Raw genomic sequence first — 23,147 nt, 5'->3', positions numbered from 1 at the left:
TCGTAGTAGCCGATGTTGAGCGTTCCGGCGTCGATGCTCTTGAGCGGTTCGAGGCGCTTGAGTGCACCGGCGGTCTGGGCAAAGGCCGGCGTGATTGCCGCGAGCTGAGCGGCCGCGGCGCCGAGCGCCGCTGTGGTGAGGAAGGTTCTGCGGGGAAGCTGGAACGACGATGTCATCGGGATCTCCTGAGGGACAAGCAGTGGTGGAAAGGCGGGCAGATCCAAATACTGCGCGCGAGAAAATCTTTCCGACCGTGTTGCGTATCGCTCTGTATCCCGGTTTGTTTTTTGAACAATACATTTCAAAGGCGAGCGGAATTCATCGGCGAAACGCAGGACCGCGGACAAAAGAAAAGCGCCTCCGTCCAGACGGGGCGCTTTCGTGGCTGAGGCGCCTCGGGCGCAATGCGCTTGCGTTAAAGGCCCAGTGCCTTCGCCACGCCAGCGCCGTAGGCCGGGTCTGCCTTGCTGCAGTTGTCGATGTGGCGGCGCTTGATGAACTCGGGCGCATCGCCCATGGCGCGTGCCGTGTTGTCGAACAGCACCTGCTGCTGCGCGGGCGCCATCAGGCGGAACAGGTCGCCGGGCTGCTGGTAGTAGTCGGCGTCGTCCTCGCGGAAGTTCCAGAAGTCCGCATCGCCGCGCAGCTTGAGCGGCGGCTCGCGGTAGTCGGGCTGCTCCTGCCATTGGCCGAAACTGTTGGGCTCGTAGTGCGGTGTGCCGCCGTAGTTGCCGTCCACGCGCATGGCGCCGTCGCGGTGGTTGCTGTGCACCGGGCAGCGCGCGGCGTTCACCGGAATCTGGTGGTGGTTCACGCCCAGGCGATAGCGCTGCGCATCCGAATACGCGAACAGCCGCGCCTGCAGCATCTTGTCGGGCGACACGCCGATGCCGGGCACCAGGTTGTTCGGCGCGAAGGCGCTCTGCTCGACGTCGGCAAAAAAGTTCTCGGGGTTGCGGTCGAGCTCGAAGAAGCCCACCTCGATCAGCGGGTAGTCCTTCTTGGGCCAGATCTTGGTCAGGTCGAAGGGGTGGTAGGGCACCTCCTGCGCATCGGCCTCGGGCATCACCTGCACGTACAGCGTCCACTTGGGGAAGTCGCCGCGCTCGATGGCGTTGAACAGGTCGCGCTGATGGCTTTCCCGGTCCGCGCCCACGGTGGCGGAGGCTTGCGCATCCGTGAGGTTCCTGATGCCCTGCTGCGTCTTGAAGTGGAACTTCACCCAGAAGCGCTCGTTGTCCGCGTTGATGAAGCTGTAGGTGTGCGAGCCGAATCCGTGCATGTGGCGATAGCTGGCCGGAATGCCGCGATCGCTCATCACGATGGTGACCTGGTGCAGCGCTTCGGGCAGCAGCGTCCAGAAGTCCCAGTTGTTGGTGGCGCTGCGCATGTTGGTCTTCGGGTCGCGCTTCACGGCCTTGTTCAGGTCCGGGAACTTGCGCGGGTCGCGCACGAAGAACACCGGCGTGTTGTTGCCCACCAGGTCCCAGTTGCCTTCTTCGGTGTAGAACTTGAGCGCGAAGCCGCGGATGTCGCGCTCGGCATCGGCCGCGCCGCGTTCACCGGCCACGGTGGTGAAGCGGGCGAACATCTCGGTCTTCTTGCCCACGGCGCTGAAGAGCCTGGCGCGCGTGTATCGCGTGATGTCGTGCGTGACGGTGAAGGTGCCGAAGGCGCCCGAGCCCTTGGCGTGCATGCGGCGCTCGGGAATGATCTCGCGGTTCAGGTTGGCGAGCTTCTCGATCAGCCACACGTCCTGCATCAGCAGCGGGCCTCGGGGGCCCGCGGTCAGGCTGTTCTGGTTGTCGGCCACGGGCGCGCCGAAGGCGGTGGTCAGCGGGGTGTCTTCGAAGGTGCGGGGGGGCTCATGGGAATCTTCCTCTCGTCGGTATTGAAAGCTTCCCCACTCTACGAACCATCGACCGGCATTTCCATCAGCTGTTCGTATGGGAGCGACACATACGAAGGAATGGCGCTCAGTCTTGCTTGAGCGCGTGGCCGATCCAGGTCTCCAGCTCGCAAGCGTCGATCGGCTTCTCGAGCAGGCACAGTGCGGTGCTGGCCCGCACGCGCTCGCGCACACGATTCGATGCGAACGCGGTGATGAACAGCGTGGGAATACGGATGCCCTGACCCAGGAGCTGCTCCAGCAGCTCGACGCCGTCCATCGCCGGCATTTGCACATCGCACACCAGGCAACGCGTACGCGCGGCTATGTCGGATGCAAGGAACGCCGAGGCCGATGCAAACTCGCGCGCTTCCAATCCGAGCGAACGCACCAGGCTGCTGGTGGCGGTACGCACGAAAGGATCGTCGTCGACGATGGACACGAGTTCGATGCTGAGGGGGGGCAAAGGAAAATTCCGGCTCTTTACTCGACAAGCTGCTGGGACTATCCCATCGTTGCCCGGTGTCCCAGAATACCGCCGCCAGCGGGCGGCGCCATCATATGAAGGTATGGGCGGCTGGCGCGCGCCGCCCGGTTGCCTGCGGGCTCAACAAAAGGTCTGCATGACGCCGAGTGCTTCCATCTTGCGCACCAGCTCCGCGACGGAGCGCGAGTTCATCTTGCGCATGGCCTGGCCGCGATGAATCTTGACGGTGATCTCCGCAATGCCCATGTGGGCGGCGATCTGCTTGTTCATCAGCCCGGCGGCCACGTGTTGCACCACCTCGTTTTCGCGGGGGGTGAGCGAGTGCCAGCAGGCACGCAGTTCATGCCGCGAGCGCTCGGCCCCGAGGCGCTTGGCGTCGTGGTCCAGCGCGGCGATGACCGCATCGATCATGTCCTGGTCGCGGAAGGGTTTGCTCAGAAAGTCCACGGCGCCGGCCTTCATCGCCTTCACGGTCATGGCGATGTCGCCGTGGCCGGTCATGAAGATGATGGGGGTCGGCGGTCGACCGGGCTGGCTCAAGGTCTGCTGGAGCACGAGGCCGCTTTGGCCACGCAGGCGAACATCCAGCACGAGGCAGGAAGGCCCGCCGGCGCGTGGTGCGGCGAGAAACTCCTCGGTCGTGGCGAAGGCATGAACCTCCAGGTCGATGGAGCGCAGGAGGCTGCCCAGTGCGCTTCGCACGAGCTCTTCGTCATCGACGATGTAGACGACTCGGGGGTCCAGGGTTTCCTTGGATTGGGGCGAGGTGGCAGTGTGCGAGGGCGTGGAGTTGGGCATTGCAGCGGTTGCAGGTATCGCGGGCCGCATCGTGCCCCTGCTTCCTAAGGTACCAGAGGCAATGCCGCGATTCCAGGGGCTGCATACGCACAGAGGGGGCGACCATACGAAAGGATGATGTCGTTTCCATGGCCGCGGGCCATGGCCATCCACCCCTGCCGATTCAGACGGACTTGTCCTTCGTCTTGCCGATGAGTTGCTTCGCCTCCTGGAGGTCCGCCGTCTCGAAACCCTCGGTGTAGTGAGCAAGGGTGTCTTCCAGCAGGGCTCGCGCGTCGCGCTTGCGTCCGCCTGCTTGCCATATCCGTGCAAGGTCGGTCGCGGTTCGCAGCTCCCATGCGCGCGCGCCTTGATGCCTGCTGGCGGCAAGGGACTGGATGAGGCATTCCTCGGCTTCTTCCGTGCGCGAGATGCACGACAACGCGCGAGCCTTGACCCGAAGCAGTTCCGGCAGGTTGTACAGATCGCCCTTTGCATGCACCAACGCGAGCGTGTCGTCCAGCAGCTGCAGCGAGTCGGTTGTTTTTCCCAAGGCGGTCAGGCCTTCGGCGAGTGTGAGGTTGAACGCCGTGGTGAGCAGCTCGTAGCGTGATTCGCGCAGCTCCACGAGACAGCCCTGGATGGCCTGGACGCCGCCCGCGGCATCGCCTCGCCTGACCGCGAGCTCGCCCTTGACTCCCCGGCCCACGGCCAGGTACGGCGTGAGCGAGTGCGCCTCCGCATAGGCGATGAATCGGTGGATGTCCTGTTCGGCGCGCTCGAGATCACCGACCCACATGTACACCGAAACCGCCCAGATCAGTGCGATGCACAGCGTGACGGGATGGTCCAGTTGACGCGCTTCGTCGACGGCGCGCTGCGCGAGCACGACGGCCTGCGACGGGTAGCCTTGAAGCCACAATGTCCTGGCCAAGGCGATGCAGGCGCGGTTGCGAAAATCGAACCCCGAGTAGATGCTGCTGTCCTGCGGCATGTCTGCCGAGGCGGCGATCGCCGCCTCCAGCAAGCGTCTCGCCTGGGGTTGATCGCCCAGCAGGTGGTTGCACAGCCCGACCAGCGAGTTCGCGGTCGCGACCGCTGCGGCGTCGTCGAGGGCACCGGCAATGTGGGCGCAGCGGTGCGCATATTTCAGCGATTCGACAAAGTCCCCGATGCGTTCGTGAAAAATCTGGAGCCGGCCGAGCAGTTGCACCTGGCTGGCGGCGTCATTGAGCGCTTCGGCCACTTCGAGGCTGCGCTGAAGGGCCGTGCGTACCTCGTCGCTGTTGCCCTGGGTGAACATTTGCGACAACCCGATGGCCGCCTGCAGATGCATCTCGGTCGCGCTGCCGCGCATCGCGGGCGCCAGTTCCGCAAGCGCGCGTTTCGTCCAGCTGTGGCACTCGGCCAGCAACGACTTCGCCATGAACGCGGGCACCGCCGCCGATGCCAGTGAAACGCCGAGTTCCGTCGCGCGACTCACGCCGAAACACCATGTGAGGGCGGCGCGTACGTTGCCCAGGTCGGCGGCATCCTCGACATCCCGGGACGCCGTCATCCGCCGCAGGTGTTCCCTGAAGTAGAGCGCGTGGCTCGACGATGCGTCGTGGACGGTCGCATCGCTGGCTTTCGACAGTGCATACGTGCGCGTACTTTCGAGCAGCCGGTAGCGGGTGAATGAGCCCGACTGGTGGATGGCAAGCAGCGACTTTTCCGCCAGGCTGGCGATCGCATTGACAATCTGCCCCTTGGTCAGGTTTTCCGTATTCGCCACATGACGCGCGGCATCGAGCGAAAAGTAGCCGACAAAGACGCACAGGCGGCAGAGAACGAGGCGCTCGTGAACATCGAGAAGCTCGTAGCTCCAGTCCAGCGTGGCCTGCAGCGTCTGGTGCCGCGGCTGCGCGCCGCGCTGGCCAAGCCACGAAAGCGCCAACCGCTCGTCGAGGAGCGTGGCGGTCTGGCGCAGTCCGTAGGTCGACACACGGCGCGCCGCAAGTTCGATCGCCAACGCCACGCCATCGAGTTTTCTGCAGATGTTCGCGATGATGGGGGCGTCGATACCGTTCAGGTCGAGCGCGCTTCCGCTGGCCTGCGCCCTGTCCACGAACAAGTGCGTGGCGGGGTACATGAAGATTTCCCGAGCACCGAGGCCGGGGAGGTCGGGCGGGCTGGCAAACGGCTCGAGCAAGTGGACATACTCGCCTTGCACCCGCAGAGCCTCCCGGCTCGTTGCCAGAATATGGATGTCGGGGGCCGCCTGGAAGATTCTTTCGGCCAGGGACGCCGTCGCCGAGATCAGGTGCTCGCAGTTGTCCAGGATCAGGAGCATCCGGCGCCCGCGCAGGTACGAGATCAGGCTGGGAACCGGATCGACGGAGCGTACCGAGAGTCGCAGCATGGAAGCGATGGCGGTCGGTACCAGCGACGGATCGGCAAGGGTCGCCAGATCCACGAAGACGACAGCGCCGGCGAAATCGGCCAGCAGATCGTGTCCGGTCCGGATCGCGACCGTTGTCTTGCCGACGCCGCCGGTGCCGACCAGGGTGACAAAGCGTCCTTTGACCAGCTGCGCGGCAACGACGGCCAGATCCCCTATGCGACCGACCAACACGCTGGGTTGCGCGGGCAAGCCCGGCTCGACCGGGGATTCGTACGGGTCCGCCCGCACATCCGGCGCCGTGGAGGTTCTGGAAATCTTGGCGACGAAGCAGTACCCCCGGCCCACGATGTTCGACACATACCGGGCGCCGTCCTGCCCGTCGCCGAGCGCCTGGCGCAGCATGGTGATCTGATAGCGCAGGCTTCCGTCCGAGATGACCATTCCCGGCCAGGCCTCAGCCAGGAGTTCTTCCTTGCTCACGACGATATTCGCCTTGGCGATCAGCGCCAGGAGCACGTCCATTGCACGACCGCCAAGGTCCGTCGGCACGCCGTCGCGCGTGAGAAGCCGCTCGCTGACCCGCAGACTGAAGGGGCCGAATGAAACGATCTCATCTGCCTTGGCGAGTGGTTCAGTCCTCATGGTCGATGGGGTGCTCTATGGGATGCCGGACGAAATTTGGTTTTGCGCGGGCGCGAGCTGCGCTGGTGCAATATGGATGGGCGCACCCCCTCCACGAAAGCAAGCAAATCCGTGGGTCGCCGAGGCCGCCGCAGTTTACAGCCAGGCGAATGCGGGTCTTGCCGCAAGGACGCGGCCGAGGTTCGTGCGGGTGCGTCGGCGTGAACGGGTCACGCAGCGAGCCACCGCGTCGCGGCTGTTGCGGGAGAGTATGGGCAGGGGGCGTGCGCAAGCAATGCAGCCATGCGCATAGCTGCTATGCGGCGCAGGCGACGCAGGCGGTTACAGCCCGGTCCGGGTGTTGCGCCGCAATGTCAGCGCCGTGCGCATGAGGCACGGCTTGACGGCGTGGCTGCGCACTGCTCGCGCCACAACAATTGCGCGAGATCCATCTCGCCAGGGAACATGAGGTTCGGGGTCGGGGTCGGGGTCGGCGTTACGCGACCACGAGCGGCAGCGTGAGCCGGGCTTCGAACCCTCCGCTGCGGCGGTTTTCCAGATGAAGCTCGCCCTGCATCGACTGCGCCAGGCGTCGGGCGATCGCCAGGCCGAGGCCGGATCCGGGCTTTTCCTCGTGAGACTGCTGCGCCCGAACCCAGGGGGACAGGACCGCGTCGATCTGCGCCGGCCGGATGCCCGGGCCGGAATCCATCACTGCCAACACCAGGCTTTGGGTATCGATGCGGGCGCATACACGCACATCGGTGCCATAGCGCAATGCGTTGTCGATCAGGTTGGCGAGCACGCGTCGCAGCGCAAGCGGGCACGCAACCACCGGGCGACCGATGCATCCGTCGAGCGCGATCGCTCGGCCCGAGTCGCGATAGTCGCGCACCAGGTTGCCAATCAATCCGTCGGCGTCGACGCGCTGCAGGGGTTCGGCCAGGCTGTGCTGCATCCGCGCGCTGGCGATGCTGCCGTCGACCAGCTCGCGCATCTCCGCGAGGTCCCGCTCCATGGCCTTGCGCGCCTCGAAGTCCTCGAGCATCTCGCAGCGCAATCCCATGCGGGTGAGCGGCGTGCGCAAGTCGTGCGCGTAGGCGGCCTGCACGTCCAGGTGTTCGGCCACGCGCTCGGCTTGCCGCTGGCGCACCGTGTTGATGGCGCGCGCCAGTTGCGCGACGTCGCCTGAGCCGCGCTCGTCCAGCGCGGGCATGCGGGCGTCGCTGTCGACGCGTTCCAGGGTGCGGGCAAGGCGCGCCGCACCGGCTCGGTGCGCCTGGAGCTTGAGTCCGAGGAGCGCCGCAACCAGCGCAAGAACGACGAGCAGCGGCATCGACAAGAGCGATGGCAGGCCTGCGTTGAGGGTGCAGGAAGTGGGGGCAAGCATCGACGCCTGCGTGTTCTGCCCGAGCGTGGCCATGGCGAGCGCGCACGCCACGGTCAGGGCGATGCCGCGTGAGCGGCGAACTGGTTCGGTGGAATTCATCTCGTTCTCCTGACGCCAGCGCACCGGCCGGCATGGGTGCGATGACATCACGAGGGGGCCCGACGCACCATTGCACGAGCGTTCGGTCGACCCCTACGAAGGTTTGCCCCGGCCATGCGTGCGTGTGGCCGGTGAGGTCGATCGATCCGCAGCACGATCCGCGTTCGCCACGGGACGGCGCGGCGCCATCCCGGCGGCCGGACGCCGTGGCGTGCTCAGTGCGAGTCTTGCAGGACGCCGAGCGCTTCCATCATGCGCACCAGCTCCGCGACGGAGCGCGAGTTCATCTTGCGCATGGCCTGGCCGCGGTGAATCTTGACGGTGATCTCCGCAATGCCCATGTGGGCGGCGATCTGCTTGTTCATCAGCCCGGCGGCCACGTGCTGCACCACCTCGTTTTCGCGGGGGGTGAGCGAGTGCCAGCAGGCACGCAGTTCATGCCGCGAGCGTTCGGCCCCGAGGCGCTTGGCGTCGTTGTCCAGCGCGGCGATGACCGCATCGATCATGTCCTGGTCGCGAAAGGGTTTGCTCAGGAAGTCCACGGCGCCAGCTTCATCGCCTTCACGGTCATGGCGATGTCGCCGTGGCCGGTCATGAAGATGATGGGGGTCGGCGGTCGACCGGGCTGGCTCAAGGTCTGCTGGAGCACGAGGCCGCTTTGGCCGCGCAGGCGAACATCCAGCACGAGGCAGGAAGGCCCGCCGGCGCGTGGTGCGGCGAGGAATTCTTCGGTCGTGGCGAAGGCATGGACCTCCAGGTCGATGGAGCGCAGGAGGCTGCCCAGTGCGCTTCGCACGAGCTCTTCGTCATCGACGATGTAGACGACACGGGTGTCGCGTGTGTCGTGGGCGACGTGCGTGTCTGTCGAGGGGGCGGCGGCAAGATGCATGAACGGTTCCTTGCAATTGGCTCAGTCGCGCGCAGCCACGGTCGACGCCAGGTCCGCGGGGGGCGGGCACGGCAGCGTGAACACGGCGCGCGTGCCCTCGGTCTCGCGCGGCAGCAGAGCCAGCGTCCCGTCGTGCGCATCCAGTATCGACTTGCAAATGGCCAGGCCCATGCCCATGCCGTTGGCCTTGGTGCTGAACAGGGGCTGCAGCAAGTTGTCAGTGGTTTCGGCCCCGATGCCTGTGCCGACGTCGTCCACCATGACGTGCACCCGACCTTCGCCGTCGCTCGCGCATGTGAGCAGCAGCAGCCGGGGGCCGTGTTCGATCGCTGTCATCGATTCGGCGCCGTTCATCAGCAGGTTGACCGCGACCTGCTGCAACTGGACGCGGTCGCCGTAAACGGGCTCCGGTGAATCCAGGCCCCGCAGTTCGAGGGTGATGCCGAGCGATTCGAGCGGACCGGCGACCAGTGTCACCGCTTCGCGCAGTGCCTCGTTGAGGTCGAATGCGGCGAACTGCGGCTCGGCCTTGCGCGCCTTGGCCCTGAGGCTCTGGATGATGGTACGGGCACGCAGCGCACTCTTGCTGATGTGCATGAGCATCTCGCGTGCTTCGGCAATGTCCGGGGGGCTGCGGTCGAGCCAACGCAGCGCGGCACTGGCGGAGGTGTCGACGGCGGCGATGGGCTGGCCGATCTCGTGGACGATGGAGGCCACCAGCTCGCCCATCGCCTTCAGGCGGCTCGCGCGCTCGAGGTCGGCGAGCGCTGCCCGCAGTTCTTCCTCGGCGAGGACACGCTGGTGATTCTGGTCGAGCAGGTCTTCGTAGAGCCGGGCATTCTCCAGCGCGAAGGCCGCATGGGAGGCGATCACCTCCAGCACCTCGGCCTTGGCCAGCGTGAACACGTGGGCCGCGAGGTTGTTCTCGAGGTACAGCACGCCGACGAGGTTCGCGTGGCGCATCAGAGGCACGCACAACACCGAGCGCGGGCGTCGGCGGCGCACGTAGTCGTCCTGTGCCAGGGACTGTTCTTCGCGCGCATCGCCCACCACCATGCGCTGCTGGGTGCGTGCGACGGCCTGCACGATCGACACCGGCAGGATCTCGGTGCCGAATACCGCGGGCTCCTGTGTGACCGCGATGGCACCGTCGAGTACCTGCGCTTGCGCGCGCACCTGCCAGGCACCCTGGCGCAGCAGCACCAGCGTGCCGCAGTCCGCGCCGGCACTCTCGAGCGCGGTGCGCAGCAGGGTCTCGACCAGTCGCGCGGGAACGATGTCACTGGCCAGCGCGGTCGAGATGCGCAGCACGGCCTGCGCGTCGAGCGCCTGAAGGCGGCTCGTCGCGGGCGCCCATGCGTCGGGCTCGAATACCGCGGGGTGGGCGGCCTGCAGTTGCCGTACCTTGGCCGCCGCCCCCCAGCGCTGCCATGCGCCGCGTGCGTAGCGCAGGTTGCCGTGCGCGGACAGTTCGTCTCCGCGGCCGGCGTGGAACGCGGCGGCCAGTTCGGCCGCGAGCGCCTCGACCTGCGTGAAGCCGTGCCGGCGAGCGAGCGACACCGCGCGGGCGTAAGCCTCGCTGGCTTCGAGCGGATTGCCGCCGACCCGCGCCAGTTCGGCGCGCACCAGCTCGAAGCGGGCTGCGAAGTTGTCGGGGCAGGCCCGGGCCCAGATGGCGAGCTGGTCCACATCGCGCTGCAGCGCGGCCTGCTGGTCCGCGTCGCGCGCGGGCAGCGCGAGCAGCGCGAGCGCGCCGTAGTACGGCAGTTCGCCGCTTTCAGCGAACGTGCGCCCCGCCGCCGCGCAAGCTCGGCGCGGCGACGAGCCTCGAGCGCCTCGGGAAGCTCGCCGTACAGCAAGGCGCCTTGCAGCCGGTACACCCAGTATTCGAAGTCGACCAGCGTGGGCGGCGCGCCCTCCTGCGGCACGCCCGGTTGCGCGCCGGGGTCGCCGCGGGTGCCGTCCTGCAGCCGTGCGAGCAGCAGCTTCTGGGACAGCAGTGCGTCGACCACGAACTGGAAGTTCGCGTCGCGCGCAATGGCGAGGCCGCGCTCTACCGTGTCGCGCGCATCGCCCAGGAACTCACCCGCGAAGAACATGCCGGAGGCCTCGTTGGGGGCGCAGTAGATCGCGAAGGTGTGGTCGGCGGTCTCCACCAGGACCTTGTAGGCCCGGCGGATGTAGTCGCGCGCCGCGCGGGCGGGCTGTGTCCAGGGCACGACCATGGTGCCGAAGGTCATGTAGACGCGGCCGCGATAGCGGGCGAGGCCGCGCTCGTCGACCAGGTGCAGCGCCAACGCGCCGAAATCGCGTGCGGCGGCATAGTCGCCGTAGCGCACGCCGAAGACTTGCGTCATGCACGCGTACCCGTCCGCCGAGGCGTCCGTATGGCCGTGCACGATCCCCAGGTTGGTCATGCGCAGCAGGATGAGATCGACCAGGTTCTGGTCGGTGTACAGCGCCGGCGGAACGAGGTCGGCAAAGATGTTGGTGATCGCGCGGCGCAGCGGATCGGTGGCGATGGCAAGGCCGCGCAGCGCGTCCATGCCATGGCGGCCGAGCCACGCCCGCAGCTGCGCGTATTCGCGGTCGACCGCGGCGTTGTCGGGTTGCATCGGCACGTAGATGCCCGACTTGCGCAGGAACGCGAGCCCGACGCCCAGCGCCAGGTCGAAGCGGCCGAGCGTGGTGTAGAGCGCGGCACGCAAGCGCGCCAGGTCCGCGCCGAAGACGCCGTCGCCGGCCACCCGCTCCAGGGCCGATAGCCGCGCCTCGGCGACTTCGAGCGCGCCGGTCATGAACTCGGCTTCGCCGCACAGCGCGTGCGCGGCCAGGCCCTCGTCGCTGGTGTCGTCTTCACCGAGGAAATCGAGCGCGCAGCGGAAGAAGCCGAGTGCTGAATGGTGGGCTGTTGCAGCCTTGGCCTGGCGCCCGGCCTCCAGGTTGAGCCTGGCGAAGTCGCGCCGTTCCTGATGCGCGTCGACCGCGCTCCGTGCGAGATTGGCCTGCGCCGCGATCGCGAAGACCTGCGTGGACGTGACCGGGTGCGCGATCTGGCGGCGCGCGATCCGCAGGTGGAGCGGTGGGCGATCTTCCGGCGGGATCGAGGCATGGGCCGCTTCACGGAAGCGGTCGTGGCAGAACACCCAGTCGTCGTCCTCGCGATAGAGGCTGCCGGCCTGGAGCGCGGGTTCGAGCGCCGCTTCGACGCTGCGCAGCGCCTCGGCGCCGGGCGACAGGCCCATGGCGATGGCGAGCGCTTCGCCCGAGGCGCGGTGACCGAGGCAGGACAGCAGTTGCAGCGCGGATTGCGTGGGCCCCGGCAGTTGTTCGAAGCGGCGCGCCAGCAGGTCGACGACGTTGTCGATGCCCGGATGGGCCGCGATGCGCTCCAGGCTCCAGCGCCAGGCCGCGGCCTGTGCGTCGTAGGCGAGCAGGCCGTCGTCGGCGAGCAGCCCGAGCAGGTGCTGGGCGAAAAACGGGTTGCGCTCGGTCTTGCGGCCGATCACCTCGGTCAGCGGGCCCAGGGCCTCGGCGTCCTGCTGCAGCGCCAGCGCGATCAGTTGGCACAGCGAACCCTCGTCGAGCGGCCCGAGTTCCATGGCGACCGAGTCAGGTACTTCGGCCAGCCGCCCCGCGCGCAGCGGATGGTCGGCGTCCACCTCCTTGTTGCGGAATGCGCCGACCAGCAACAGCGCCTTGTCGGGATGCTGGTGAAGCAGGCGTTCGAGCACCTGCAGGGTGCCGACGTCCGCCCATTGCAGGTCGTCCAGCAGCAGCACCAGAGGCCGCGCGGTCGTTGCAAAGCAGGCCAGGAGGTGGGCCATGCCCTGAAGCACGCGCTCCCGCTCGAGTGCGGGCGCGGCGTCGGGCGCCTCGGGAACCTCGGGCTGGGGGCCGAGCACCAGGGCCAGCGAGGGAACGAAGCCGGCCAGGGTGCGGCCGACGGCCGTCGTCGCGGCGCGGATCCGATCCTGCCAGATCGCAAATTCGTCCTCGGGACAGCCGAGCACGAACTGCAGCAACTGCTCGAGCGCCTGCACCAGGATGGCATAGGGCCTGCCGAGCTGGCCTTCTTCGCTCTTGACGGCGGCCACAAGCGGTGTGCCCGACCGCTGGACGCGCGCGACGGCCTCGCGCAGCAGTATCGATTTGCCGATGCCCGACGGCCCCGAGACCCAGGCGACGCGCGATTGGGCCGCGTCGGCGACTTCGCGATAAAGCGCCACCAGCGTCTCGAGTTCGGCCTCGCGGCCCAGCACCTGCTGCGTGCGCAGCAGCCTGTGCAGTTCGGCATGGGCATTGAGCGAAAAACGAGGGATGCATCCTTGCCGGCGTTGCAGCGTCTCGCAGTGGCGCAGATCCGCGAGCACGCTTGCGGCGTCGCCATAGCGGTGGTCGGGCGACTTCTCTAGAAGTTTCAAGACCAGCAGCGACAACTGCGCCGGAATGCCCTCCTGCAGCTCGCAGGGCGGGGCGGGTTTCTGCGTCGCATGGGCATGCACCCGTTCCGCGGCATCCACGCCCTGGAAGGGAGGGCTGCCGGTCAGCAGTTCGTAGAGGATGCAGCCGAGCGAATAGAGATCGGCGCGCGCATCGACACCCATGTTCATGCGCCCGCCGAGTTCGGGCGCCATGTAGACAAAGCTGTCCTGGTCCCAGGCCAGATGACCGAGATGACCGTCGGGCGACGCGCCGTTTTTCGTGTCGAGCCGCATGGCGTAGCCGAACCCGGTCAGGTAGGCACTTGCGCCGGGCATGACCAGCACACGATCGGGGGTCAGCGCGCGGTGCATCACGCCTGCCGCGTGCATTGCGCCGACGGCGGCGGTGAGCTGAAGTGCCAAGGCAATGAACGCTTCCGTGCCGCGAACCGGCAGGGCGGTTCGCCGCAGCGGCTCGCCGCCCGGGTCTTTCAGCACCAGGAGCGCCCCTTCGCCGTGCGGCACCAGCGCCATCGGCGCGGCCGCCCAGTCTTCATGCAGCGCGTCGCGGAACGCATATTCGTGCTGGAGCGTCGCCAGCGTGATCGGGGCGACCTGGCCGCGTCCCGCAACGAGCCACGATGCCAGGCCGCGGGCGCTGGCACGCTCCAGGCGCGGCGTGCCTGGACCCAGGTCGCGAAATTCCCGTGACAACATGTCCGTGCTGTTGTCCGGACCACCGCGAGCGGGCTCGGCCTCTGCACGATCGATGCAAAGGGTGCCGTCCAGGGGCTCTGCCTGGCGGTGCTCACTGAAATCTTCTTGTCGCATGGGGGTAGGCTTCCGAAGGAGGTTCGGTTCTGGATGCGCCTTGGTGTGATCCGGATGCCTTGGTCTGCGGGCTGTGCATGATCTCGAGACGTATCCTCTCGCTCCGTACCGATTGGAGCCCAACTGGCCGCGTGACGGCAGTCGAGAGTGTTGGCGTGTGTTAGGTGTTGTTAGGCATGGCGGTGATGCAGGCCCGGGAGGCCGCAATCGCCGCCGGCCTGGCCTTGCCGTCAGAGCGTGAACCCACCGTCGATGGTGATGCTGGAACCTGTCACGAAGCGGGCCTCGTCGCGCACCAGGTACGAGATGAGTCCGGCGATCTCTTCGGGCTGGGCGACGCGTTGGAGCGGGCTGCGTTCCGCGAGCATGTCGATCGCGTCCGCAGTCATGTCTGTGTGGGTGGGCCCCGGCTGAATGTTGTTGACGGTGATTCCGCGGGGAGCCAAGTCCAGGGCAACCCCCTTGATCAGCCCCGCAACGGCGGTCTTGGTCAGTTGGTAGACGCTCGTGCCGGCCATGCCGGTACGGACCGCCGCGTTGCTGCCGATCGTGATGACGCGAGCACCATCCTGCAGATGAGGGACCACGGCTTGAATCGCGAGGTAAACCCCGCGCACATTCACATCCAGCATGAGGTCCAGGTCCTCCAGGCTGACGGTGTCGATGGTGCCCGTGCGCAACAACCCGGCATTGACGACCAGTACGCCGATGCTTCCGAAGCGATCCACGGCCTGGCTCGCAGCTTGGCGAATCGCTTCCGGATTTGCGCTGTCCGCCTGAATGGCGAGAGCCTTGGCGCCTTGAGTCTCGAGAGAGGCGACCAGCGCATTGGCCTTGTCGGAGCGAGAGACGTAGGTGAATGCGACAGAGTAGCCGTCGGCGGCAAGTCGTTGAACCGCCGCCGCGCCAATGCCCCGAGAGCCACCGAAGACGAGTGCGATCTTGCCGGGCTGGGTTGTGCTTGCGTTGTTCATGATGATTTTGTTTTTGACTAATCGATCCATAATTGACGAAAAAATATCCTGCAGAAATGCAGGATCCTGAAAACTATGCTGCCAGGCGCTTCACGGTGAACGCCGCAAGCTGCCGCATGTTCTTTGCGCTGGCTCCGGCCCGTGCCGTGACTTGCAATCCCATCATGGTCGTGAGCACGAATGCGGCAGCTTCTTCAGCCTCGAAACTCGGATCGATCTCACCTATCGCCTGGCCTTCCCGGATACGCGCAAGAATTCGACCGCGCATGACCGCGCCGCCTGCTTCGCCAACGCACCTCAACTCTGGGTCGGAGGCGCCGAACTCGACGATCGAACTGACGCCAAAGCAACCCAGCGCCCGGACCTCGCCATCCTTGAGCGCCAGACCGCTCAAGAGCCTGGAAATTCCCGCCAACGGTGACGCTGGCTCATCCAGCCGCTTCAGGTGGGCGCCAATCGACGCCTGTTGGTACGAATGCAGCACCTCCAGGTACAGCCGACGCTTGTCGCCGAAGGCGTGTAGAGGCTCTGCCGGCCGATTCCCATCTCTTTGATGAGGTCGTCCGTCGAGGTGGACGCAAACCCTTTCGCCCAGAACAGTTTCATGGCCTTCTCAAGGGCCGCATCCCGGTCGAATTCGCGAGGTCTTGCCATCGAGCAGAATCTATGGTTTTTTGATCGAACGGTCAATAACTGTTATCGTCGCCAAAAGATTCCCTGGGCCATCAGGTTCGCAATGCGCTTGCGCGGGTTGATTGTCCAAGTCCGGCTGAAGCGGTGCGGTGGTACCGTCGGGCTCCGCGACAGAACCCTCATGGACAGCTTCGACCGTCAACTCCGTTACTTCCTGAAGATCGCCGAACTGGGCTCCTTGTCCCGTGCGGCGGAAGATCTGGACCAGACCCAGTCCGGCCTGAGCCGGCAACTGGCCGCGCTCGAGGCACATGTGGGCAAGCCGCTGTTCTTGCGCACCGGACGCGGCGTGGCGCTGACGCAGGCGGGCCGCAAGCTGCGCGACCTGACGCAGGGCAGCTATCGCACGATCGACGCCGCGCTGGACTCGGTGCGAACGCGCGAAGGCATCACGCACGGCACCGTGCGGCTTGCCACCGTGCATACGCTGAGCTACTACTTCATGGGCGACGTGGTGGCGCGCTTCGTGAGCCAGCACGACAGCGTCAATCTCTCCCTCATGGGCCGCAGTTCGCCCGAGGTGGTGGCGCTGGTCGAAAGCGGCAAGGCCGACGCGGGCTTTGTCTACGACTCGGCCGTGGCGTCGCAGGCGCTGGCTTCCACGCCGCTGTTCGACGACGAGATGTGCCTCGTGGTGCAAGGCACCAGCGGCATCGGCCAGGCCATCGACCTGACGCGCGAACTCCCCAGGCTCGTGGGCTTTCCATCGCACTATGTGCTGCGCCGGATGATCCACAGCAGCGGCCTGGACCCGACCTTCGTGGCCGAGGCCGAGACGGTCGACGCGTTGCTGGAGTTGGTCTCGTCGGGTGTCGGCGCCTGCATTCTTCCGCGGCGCATTCCCGACAAGCTGCTGGGAGATCACAGGCTGCGCAAGGTGTCGATCGTGCAGCCGGCGCTGCGCCGCCGGGTGGTGGCGATCGTGCGGTGCGACAGGCCGCTGCCGCAGCTGGTCGAGGAGCTGATCGCCACGGCGGTGGACATCGCCGGGTAGCACCGGGGCCCGGACCCCGGCATATCCCGGGCATATCGCCGGCCGCGCGTCGGCGCCGCATAGCAGCTATGCGCATTGCTGCATGGCTTGGGCATTGCCCCGTCTCCATACTCGCCCGCAGCCGCCGCGACAGGGCAAACGTGCCTTCGTCGCTGGCCGCCGGACCACGAGGAAAGAGCACATGAGAGACGATCTTCGAACGAAGGAATACTTCGATGCGCGCGCCACCCGCGAGATGGCGCAACACCTGAAAGATGCGCCGCGCGACATGAAGGAAACGCTGGCGTACGCCTGCCGCATCCTGGCGATGACCGGCCAGGAGGCCGGGCTGGCAGGCCAGATCAGCGCCCGCTCCGACAGGCCCGACGCCTACTGGACGCTGCGCTTCGGCCTGGGCTTCGACGAAGCCACGCCCGACGATTTCATCGAGGTGGACCAGGACCTGAACACCCTCAGCGGCGAAGGAATGGCCAACCCGGCCACGCGCTTTCATCTGTGGGTCTACCGCGCACGCAAAGACGTGAACGCGATCGTGCACACCCACTCGCCCTGGGCGTCCGCGCTGGCCGCCGCACGACAGCCGCTGGTGATCGCGCAGATGGACATGACCCCGCTGCACGACGACTGCGCATTCCTCGCCGACTGGCCCGGCGTGCCGATCGCCGACCACGAGGGCGTGCTGATTTCCGAAGCCTTGGGCGCCAAGCGGGCAATCATCCTGGCGCACCACGGCTACCTCACGGCCGGCCAGACCATCGAGGAGGCGACCTACCTGTCGGTGTACCTGGAGCGCGCCGCGCGCATGCAGCTGCGCGCCCAGGCCGCCTACGGGGCGCTCACGCCCGTGGACGATGCCCTGGCGCGTGAAGCGCACGACTACCTGCTGAAGCCGTCGATCGTGAACGGCACCTTCAACTATTGGTGCCGCCAGACGAAGGCTCTGCCTTCGGCGGCGCGCTGATCGTTCTTCTCATCCGTCCCCACGAAGGTCAAGGCGATGAACACACAAGAAAAGCCCTCGGGCAACGAGACACACCGCACCCGCAAGGGCTACGTCACGGCCGGCCTTGCCAGCATGATGGGCACCACCATCGAGTGGTACGACTTCTTTCTCTACGGCACGGCGGCGGCGCTGATCTTCAACAAGATCTTCTTCCCGGCGTTCGACCCGATCACGGGCACCCTGGCCGCGTTCGCGACCTACTCGGTCGGCTTCTTCGCACGGCCGCTGGGCGGCATCGTGTTCGGCCACTTCGGCGACAAGGTCGGGCGCAAGTCGATGCTGCTCATCACGCTGTTGATGATGGGCATTCCGACCATCCTGATCGGACTGATTCCGTCGTACGACCAGATCGGCTACTGGGGCGCGGTGCTGCTGGTGCTCATGCGTTTTCTGCAGGGCATCGCGGTCGGCGGCGAATGGGGCGGCGCGGTGCTGATGGCGGTGGAGCACGCACCGCCGGGCAAGAAAGGCTTCTTCGGCAGTCTTCCGCAGGCCGGGGTTGCGCCGGGGCTCATTCTGTCGTCGCTGGCCATGGGCGCGGTGGCCAAGATGCCCGAGGCCGACATGCTGTCCTGGGGCTGGCGCATTCCGTTCCTGGCCAGCGTGATCCTGCTGCTCGTGGGCTGGTTCATCCGCGTCAAGGTGGCCGAGTCTCCCGACTTCGAACGCATGGAGAACCGCGGAAAGAAGGTCGAGATTCCCGTCATGGAGGTGCTGCGCAAATACCCCCGCGAAACGCTGGTGGTGGTGGGCGCCCGGCTGGCGGAAGTGACCTGGTTCTACACCACCGTGACCTTTGCGCTGGCCTATGCCACCGGCACCCTCGGCATTGCGCGCACGGTGATGCTGGACGCCACGATCTGGGGGGCCGTCGTGGCGCTGGTCATGATGCCGGCGTGCGGCATGCTGGGCGACAAGATCGGCCACAAGTGGGTGTTCATGCTGGGAACCCTCGGCATCGTGGTGTGCGCGCCGTTGTTCTTCAACTTTCTCCACACCCGGGAAGTCTTCTGGATCAACGCGGCCGCGGTGCTTGCCATCGGCTTGGTCTACGCCTGCCTGTATGGCCCCGAAGGCAGCCTGTTCTCCAGCCAGTTCCCGCCGGAGGTGCGCTACACCGGCATCTCGCTGGCCGTGCAGGTCTCGGGCGCCATCGGCGGCGGGCTGGCCCCGATCATGGCGACATGGTTGCTGGCCAAGGGCGGCGGCGACCCTGCCTACGTGACCTGGTACCTGAGCGCGCTGGGCGTGGTGGCCTGCATCAGCGCATTCAAGATGCACGGCACCGAACGCTTCGCGGGTTTTTCGAAGCCTCTGGCCAAGCCCACGCTGCAAGGGCCGACGCCATGAGCGAGTCGATCGACTGCTACCTCTGGATGAACTCCGACTGGGCCTACCTGGGCGCCGACCGGCTCGATGCGCTGGCGCGGCGGCACGGCGCCACGGTGCGGTACATGCCGGTGGATCTGCCGGCGGTGTACGCGCGCACGGGAGGCATCCTGCTGCCCTTGCGAGCGCCCGAGCGGCAACGGTACCGGGTGGCGGAGCTGCGGCGCTGGTGCCGGCGCCTGGGCATCCACGTGGAGCCGAGCCCGAAGTTCATGTGCCCCGATGCCACGCTGGCCTCGCGCATCGTCATCGCGGCGGGCACCGGCGGCCCCGAGGTCGTGGCGCTGTACAAGGCCATCCTGCGCGCCGAATGGTGCGAAGAAAGGGACATCTCGAACCCGCGGACGCTCGCCGACATCGTGACCGCCTGCGGCCTGGATGCGCAGGCCCTGATGCAGCGCGCGCACACTGACGATGTCGCACGCACCTACGGCGAGTTCACCGACCGCGCGGTGGCGGCCGGGGTCTTCGGCTCACCGTCCTATGTTTATCGCGGCGAGCTTTTCTGGGGGCAGGACCGCCTGGATTTTCTCGAAGAAGCCGTGCTGCGAAGGCTGTCTTGATTCGAGCGTGCCCTGCGCGTATCGGATGGCCTACTTGGCGCCGTAGTTGTCGCTGTACGAAGGCAGCTGTCCGGCCTTGTTGGCCTTTGCCACTTCGGCGCGGCTCGCCTTGCGTTCGGCCGAGCGCTCCGCGCGAGACAGCTTGACGGTTGATGCCGGAATCGGGTCGCCCTCGCCGGGCATGAAGGTGCGCGCTGCTTCAACGCCCTGCGGCTTGCGCGCCTGGCGGGCAGCCACGCGATCCGCCTTCGATGCCTTCGCCTTCGGTTCAGGGATCGGGTCGCCCTCGCCGGGCATGAAGGTGCGCGCTGCTTCCACGCCTTCCGCCTTGCGTTCGGCACGGGTGACTTCATTGTTGGCGGGCTGCGTTTGAGCGCAAGCGGTGAAGGCCAGGATCTGCGCGCCGACAAGGGCGCACGTGGAGAAAAGCAATCTCATTTGAAACTCCTAGATGTGAGAGAACGACAGGCATCGGTGCGACGCCCGAGGGCCGGTTGTTGTGCTTGCACACAACTGCGCATGCAAGGCAATGAAATCAAAAACACGTGTTCTCGACCATTGAACGTTGGTTTAGGAGATACCTTCGTATGAAGCGACGCTCCGAGGCTCAGCGCTGCCGGCCGCGCCTTCGAGTCGCCTCTCAACAGCGAAGCAGATATCGCTCGCCCCGCGCGGCGTCGAGCACGGCCGACGCGTTCAGCGCAATGGCATCGAGCGGCGAAGCGTCGTCCTCGAGGCCCTGCCGTCTGACAACGGCAAGACTTCTTCTCAGTTCGCGCGGCCGCGGTTGGCCTCGGCCAGCGCCACCGCATCGGCGCCCGCCGCAAACCGCAGCCGGCCCGATTCGTCGTTCGCGGCCAGCCACACGGCCCCGGCCACGTCGGCGGCCGTGGTGAGCGCTGCGGGTGCCGCGAACGACGCGAACACGTCCTGCGCATACGCCGCATAGGCCGGCGGAATCAGCCCCGCCATGCGCGACTGCCCGTTGCTCGTGAAGTTGGTGGTCGGCGCGTAGCCCGGCTCGACCAGCTTCACGCGCACGTCGAAGGCCGCGAGCTCGTGCGCCAGCGACCCCGTGAAGCCCTCGATGGCCGTCTTGCTCGCCGTGTACACGGCCACCAGCGGCATCGGCGCAGCGTGGCGCTGGAGGTCACGTTCACCACCACGCCCGAGCGGCGGGCGCGGAACTGCGCAAGCACCGCCTGGGTCATCGCGATCACGCCGAAGGTGTTGGTCTCGAACACCTCGCGCGTGGTGGCCATCGGCGTGGCCTCGAAGGCGCCGAACAGGCCGATGCCCGCGTTGTTGACGAGCACGTCGATGGGCCCGCTCGCTTCGAGCGCGGCGGCGATGCTGGCGGGGTCGGTCACGTCGAGCGCCTGCACGCGCAGCCGGTCGGACGGCGGGAAAAGGTCGGTGTGCGGCGTGCGCATGGTGGCGATCACGCGCCAGCCCTGTGCAAGGAAGTGGCGCGCGGTTTCGAGGCCGTAGCCGGAAGAGCAGCCGGTGATGAGCACGGTTTTCATGAGGGTGTTTTGTTGGGTGGTTTGCATGGGCTGAACGATATCCAGCGCAGGGCGGACTACCTACAATCAAAAGTCCTTAATCAGTTTGCAATCGTCCGGCTGTCTTGCCATGAGCGACCCCCTCTCGGAAGTCATCGCGCTGCTCAACCCGCGCGCCGTGTTCTCCAAGCGCATCAGCGGCGCCGGGCGCTGGGGCGTGCGCTACGCCGATTTCGGCCAGCCCAGCTTCTGCGCGGTGCTCGAGGGCAGTTGCCTGCTGGCCGTCGACGGCCAGGAGCCGCTCACGCTCGAGGCGGGCGACTTCGTGCTCATGCCGGCCACGCCGGGCTTCACCATGTCGGGCTTCGAGCCCGCGATGCCCGTGCGCATCGACCCCAAGACGGAGACCGCGCCGAGCGACGAGATTCGCCACGGCACGCCCGGCGGGCCGCCCGACGTGCGGCTGCTCGGCGGCTATTTCGTCTTCGATTCACCCGACGCGGGCTTGCTGGTGTCGCTGCTGCCGGCGCTGGTGCATGTGCGCGGTCTCGCGCGGCTGTCGGTGCTGGTGCGGCTGGTCGGCGAGGAGTCGCTCGAAGACCGCGCGGGCCGCGAGCTCGTGCTCACGCGCCTCGTGGAAGTGCTGCTCATCGAAGCCTTGCGGGCGTCTTCCGGTGAAGGCGCGCCCCCGGGTCTGCTGCGCGGACTGGCCGACGCGCGGCTCTCGATCGCGATGCGGCAGCTGCACGCCCGGCCCGCGCACCCTTGGACCGTGGTGCAGCTGGCGCAAAAGGCGGCGCTCTCGCGCTCGGCATTCTTCGACCGCTTCACGCGCGCCGTCGGCCTGCCGCCGATGGAATACCTGCTCGCCTGGCGCATGGCCCTGGCGAAAGACCTGCTGCGCCGGCAGGGCCTGGCGATTGCGGAGGTGGCCGAACGCGTGGGCTACGGCTCGGCGAGCACCTTCAGCACCGCGTTCAGCCGGCACGTGGGCCAGCCGCCCGGCCTTTACGCGCGCGCGCCGACGGGCGGCTGAAGTCATTCATTCGCGCGGGTCGATGCGCCGGAGCGCGGCCGCGAGCCTCTTGATGCCGAGATCGATCTGCCCGATGTTCAGCGCGGCGTAGCCCATCACCAGCGCCGCGGGCCGACGCTCCGGCGGCGAGGCGCGCTCGCGCGGCAGGTACAGCGGGCCGATCGGATAGACCAGCACGCGCTCTTCGAGCGCGGCCGCCGCGAGCTCGGCTTCGCGCGTGTGCGGCAGGCCGTCGAACTCAACGACCAGGTGCAGCCCGCTGCCCGCGCCGAGCACGGTGATGCGTCCGGACAGATGCCGCTCCAGCGCCGCCAGCAGCACGCCGCGCCGGGCCTGCTGCTGCCGGCGGATGCGGCGCACATGCCGTTCGTAGGTGCCGTTGCCCAGCAGCAACGCGAGCGTTCGCTGCGGCGCCGAGGCGACATGCCGGTCCATCAGTTGCTTGGCCGCCGCGAAGGTCGAAGCCAGCGAGCGCGGCAGCACCATGTAGCCCAGGCGCAGCTGCGGCGACAAGGTCTTCGAGAAAGTGCCGACGTAGATCACGCAGCCGGACGGGTCCAGCGATTGCAGCGCGGCTTCGGGCCGCACGGCGTAGCGGTACTCGCTGTCGTAGTCGTCCTCCACGATCCAGGCGCCGTGCCGGGCGGCCCAGTCGAGCAGCGCGTGGCGCCGGCCGATCGAGAGGAACGCGCCCAGCGGAAACTGGTGCGTCGGGGTCACGTAGACGAGCCGCGCCGACGCAATGCCGGCCAGCGCGTCGGTCCGCAGGCCGTGCGTGTCGACGTCCACGCCATGCAGCTGCGCGCCGCCGGCCTCGAACACGCGGTGCGCCATCCGGTAGCCGGGGTTCTCGACCACCACGGTGTCGCCGGCGTCGACCAGCAAGCGCGCGCACAGGTCGAGCGCCTGCTGCGAGCCGTTGACCACGACCAGCTGCTCGATGGCGCACGAGAGCCCGCGCGTGCGGGCCAGGTGCGCCTGCAGCGCCCGGCGCAGCGCGGTGTCGCCTCGCGGGTCGTCGTAGGCCAGCGTCGCGGCGCGCTCGCGTTCCACCCGGTGCGCGGCCTTGCGCCACGCGATCGCGGGGAAGTCGGCGCCCGCGAGCGGGCCGTAGCGAAAGTCGACGGACTTCGCGGGCAGCGTCTGTGCGAACGGCAGCGCGAACGAGGCGATCCGCTCGCCCATGGCGGACAGCCGGGCG

15 protein-coding genes and 3 pseudogenes are annotated in these 23,147 nt (G+C 67.2%); 5 read left to right on the top strand and 13 right to left on the bottom strand.

What is annotated here, in order from left to right; genetic code table 11:
- Positions 1-415: 415 nt before the first annotated feature.
- From BMG07_RS31355 to BMG07_RS43160, 10 genes and pseudogenes are all read right to left on the bottom strand, one after another.
- Positions 416-1,837 carry a catalase gene (locus tag BMG07_RS31355; RefSeq protein WP_198087781.1) on the bottom strand — a complete coding sequence of 474 codons (1,422 nt, stop codon included), beginning with the start codon at positions 1,835-1,837 and terminating at the stop codon, positions 416-418.
- A 139-nt stretch (positions 1,838-1,976) separates the two neighbouring features.
- Positions 1,977-2,354, bottom strand: a complete 378-nt coding sequence (locus tag BMG07_RS31350; RefSeq protein WP_198087780.1) for a response regulator transcription factor — start codon at positions 2,352-2,354, stop codon at positions 1,977-1,979.
- A gap of 141 nt (positions 2,355-2,495) precedes the next feature.
- The gene (locus BMG07_RS31345) at positions 2,496-3,173 is read right to left on the bottom strand and encodes a response regulator transcription factor (protein ID WP_198087779.1); all 678 of its coding nucleotides are present in this window, start codon (positions 3,171-3,173) and stop codon (positions 2,496-2,498) included.
- Positions 3,174-3,336: 163 nt separating this feature from the next.
- Positions 3,337-6,177: a winged helix-turn-helix domain-containing protein gene (locus tag BMG07_RS31340; RefSeq protein ID WP_198087778.1), complete on the bottom strand. Its 2,841-nt coding sequence runs from the start codon at positions 6,175-6,177 to the stop codon at positions 3,337-3,339.
- Between the two features lie 475 nt (positions 6,178-6,652).
- Positions 6,653-7,645 carry a sensor histidine kinase KdpD gene (locus tag BMG07_RS31335; RefSeq protein WP_198087777.1) on the bottom strand — a complete coding sequence of 331 codons (993 nt, stop codon included), beginning with the start codon at positions 7,643-7,645 and terminating at the stop codon, positions 6,653-6,655.
- Positions 7,646-7,860: 215 nt separating this feature from the next.
- Positions 7,861-8,534 (bottom strand): annotated as a pseudogene (locus BMG07_RS31330) (response regulator transcription factor).
- A 21-nt stretch (positions 8,535-8,555) separates the two neighbouring features.
- Positions 8,556-13,789 (bottom strand): annotated as a pseudogene (locus BMG07_RS31325) (AAA family ATPase).
- A 230-nt stretch (positions 13,790-14,019) separates the two neighbouring features.
- Complete coding sequence (locus BMG07_RS31320; protein WP_198087776.1) at positions 14,020-14,763, bottom strand: SDR family NAD(P)-dependent oxidoreductase; 744 nt, start codon at positions 14,761-14,763, stop codon at positions 14,020-14,022.
- Positions 14,764-14,836: 73 nt separating this feature from the next.
- Positions 14,837-15,247 carry a TetR family transcriptional regulator C-terminal domain-containing protein gene (locus tag BMG07_RS31315; protein WP_269759578.1) on the bottom strand — a complete coding sequence of 137 codons (411 nt, stop codon included), beginning with the start codon at positions 15,245-15,247 and terminating at the stop codon, positions 14,837-14,839.
- Positions 15,205-15,369, bottom strand: a complete 165-nt coding sequence (locus BMG07_RS43160; RefSeq protein ID WP_269759577.1) for a TetR/AcrR family transcriptional regulator — start codon at positions 15,367-15,369, stop codon at positions 15,205-15,207. The genes BMG07_RS31315 and BMG07_RS43160 overlap by 43 nt, the downstream gene beginning before the upstream one ends.
- A 208-nt stretch (positions 15,370-15,577) precedes the next feature.
- On the opposite strand from BMG07_RS43160, the gene BMG07_RS31310 reads away from it, so the two are divergent.
- The 4 genes from BMG07_RS31310 (at position 15,578) to BMG07_RS31295 (ending at position 19,405) form a co-directional block, all read left to right on the top strand.
- A complete protein-coding gene (locus BMG07_RS31310; protein WP_198087775.1) occupies positions 15,578-16,450 on the top strand; it encodes a LysR family transcriptional regulator in 873 nt (290 codons plus the stop codon).
- Between the two features lie 181 nt (positions 16,451-16,631).
- A complete protein-coding gene (locus BMG07_RS31305; protein ID WP_198087774.1) occupies positions 16,632-17,411 on the top strand; it encodes an aldolase in 780 nt (259 codons plus the stop codon).
- 36 nt (positions 17,412-17,447) lie between these two features.
- A complete protein-coding gene (locus tag BMG07_RS31300; RefSeq protein ID WP_198087773.1) occupies positions 17,448-18,803 on the top strand; it encodes an MFS transporter in 1,356 nt (451 codons plus the stop codon).
- The gene (locus BMG07_RS31295) at positions 18,800-19,405 is read left to right on the top strand and encodes a 2-hydroxychromene-2-carboxylate isomerase (protein WP_198087772.1); all 606 of its coding nucleotides are present in this window, start codon (positions 18,800-18,802) and stop codon (positions 19,403-19,405) included. The genes BMG07_RS31300 and BMG07_RS31295 overlap by 4 nt, the downstream gene beginning before the upstream one ends.
- A 30-nt stretch (positions 19,406-19,435) precedes the next feature.
- Here the strand turns inward: BMG07_RS31295 and BMG07_RS31290 are convergent, their stop codons facing one another.
- Positions 19,436-19,843 (bottom strand): hypothetical protein, encoded by a 408-nt coding sequence (locus BMG07_RS31290; RefSeq protein ID WP_198087771.1) that lies wholly within the window; start codon positions 19,841-19,843, stop codon positions 19,436-19,438.
- Between the two features lie 330 nt (positions 19,844-20,173).
- Positions 20,174-20,931, bottom strand: a pseudogene (locus BMG07_RS31285) (SDR family oxidoreductase).
- Positions 20,932-21,040: 109 nt separating this feature from the next.
- On the opposite strand from BMG07_RS31285, the gene BMG07_RS31280 reads away from it, so the two are divergent.
- Positions 21,041-21,946 carry an AraC family transcriptional regulator gene (locus BMG07_RS31280; RefSeq protein WP_198087770.1) on the top strand — a complete coding sequence of 302 codons (906 nt, stop codon included), beginning with the start codon at positions 21,041-21,043 and terminating at the stop codon, positions 21,944-21,946.
- Between the two features lie 6 nt (positions 21,947-21,952).
- On the opposite strand, the gene BMG07_RS31275 is transcribed toward BMG07_RS31280, so the two are convergent.
- The coding region (locus tag BMG07_RS31275) for a PLP-dependent aminotransferase family protein (protein WP_198087769.1) at positions 21,953-23,147 on the bottom strand (1,195 nt) is incomplete at its 5' end.

Source organism: Variovorax sp. E3 (genome assembly GCF_016082275.1).
Classification (GTDB): domain Bacteria; phylum Pseudomonadota; class Gammaproteobacteria; order Burkholderiales; family Burkholderiaceae_C; genus Variovorax.
The sequence above is the reverse complement of the archived record's forward strand: the minus strand, read 5'-3'. Positions and strand labels throughout refer to the sequence as shown.

Excerpts from the sequence above, each read along its gene's own strand:
- BMG07_RS31345 (WP_198087779.1), bottom strand. The coding sequence starts at position 3,173 with ATGCCCAACTCCACGCCCTCGCACACTGCCACCTCGCCCCAATCCAAG.
- BMG07_RS31340 (WP_198087778.1), bottom strand. The coding sequence starts at position 6,177 with ATGAGGACTGAACCACTCGCCAAGGCAGATGAGATCGTTTCATTCGGC.
- BMG07_RS31335 (WP_198087777.1), bottom strand. The coding sequence starts at position 7,645 with ATGAATTCCACCGAACCAGTTCGCCGCTCACGCGGCATCGCCCTGACC.
- BMG07_RS31320 (WP_198087776.1), bottom strand. The coding sequence starts at position 14,763 with ATGAACAACGCAAGCACAACCCAGCCCGGCAAGATCGCACTCGTCTTC.
- BMG07_RS43160 (WP_269759577.1), bottom strand. The coding sequence starts at position 15,369 with ATGAAACTGTTCTGGGCGAAAGGGTTTGCGTCCACCTCGACGGACGAC.
- BMG07_RS31310 (WP_198087775.1), top strand. The coding sequence starts at position 15,578 with ATGGACAGCTTCGACCGTCAACTCCGTTACTTCCTGAAGATCGCCGAA.
- BMG07_RS31305 (WP_198087774.1), top strand. The coding sequence starts at position 16,632 with ATGAGAGACGATCTTCGAACGAAGGAATACTTCGATGCGCGCGCCACC.
- BMG07_RS31300 (WP_198087773.1), top strand. The coding sequence starts at position 17,448 with ATGAACACACAAGAAAAGCCCTCGGGCAACGAGACACACCGCACCCGC.
- BMG07_RS31295 (WP_198087772.1), top strand. The coding sequence starts at position 18,800 with ATGAGCGAGTCGATCGACTGCTACCTCTGGATGAACTCCGACTGGGCC.
- BMG07_RS31290 (WP_198087771.1), bottom strand. The coding sequence starts at position 19,843 with ATGAGATTGCTTTTCTCCACGTGCGCCCTTGTCGGCGCGCAGATCCTG.
- BMG07_RS31280 (WP_198087770.1), top strand. The coding sequence starts at position 21,041 with ATGAGCGACCCCCTCTCGGAAGTCATCGCGCTGCTCAACCCGCGCGCC.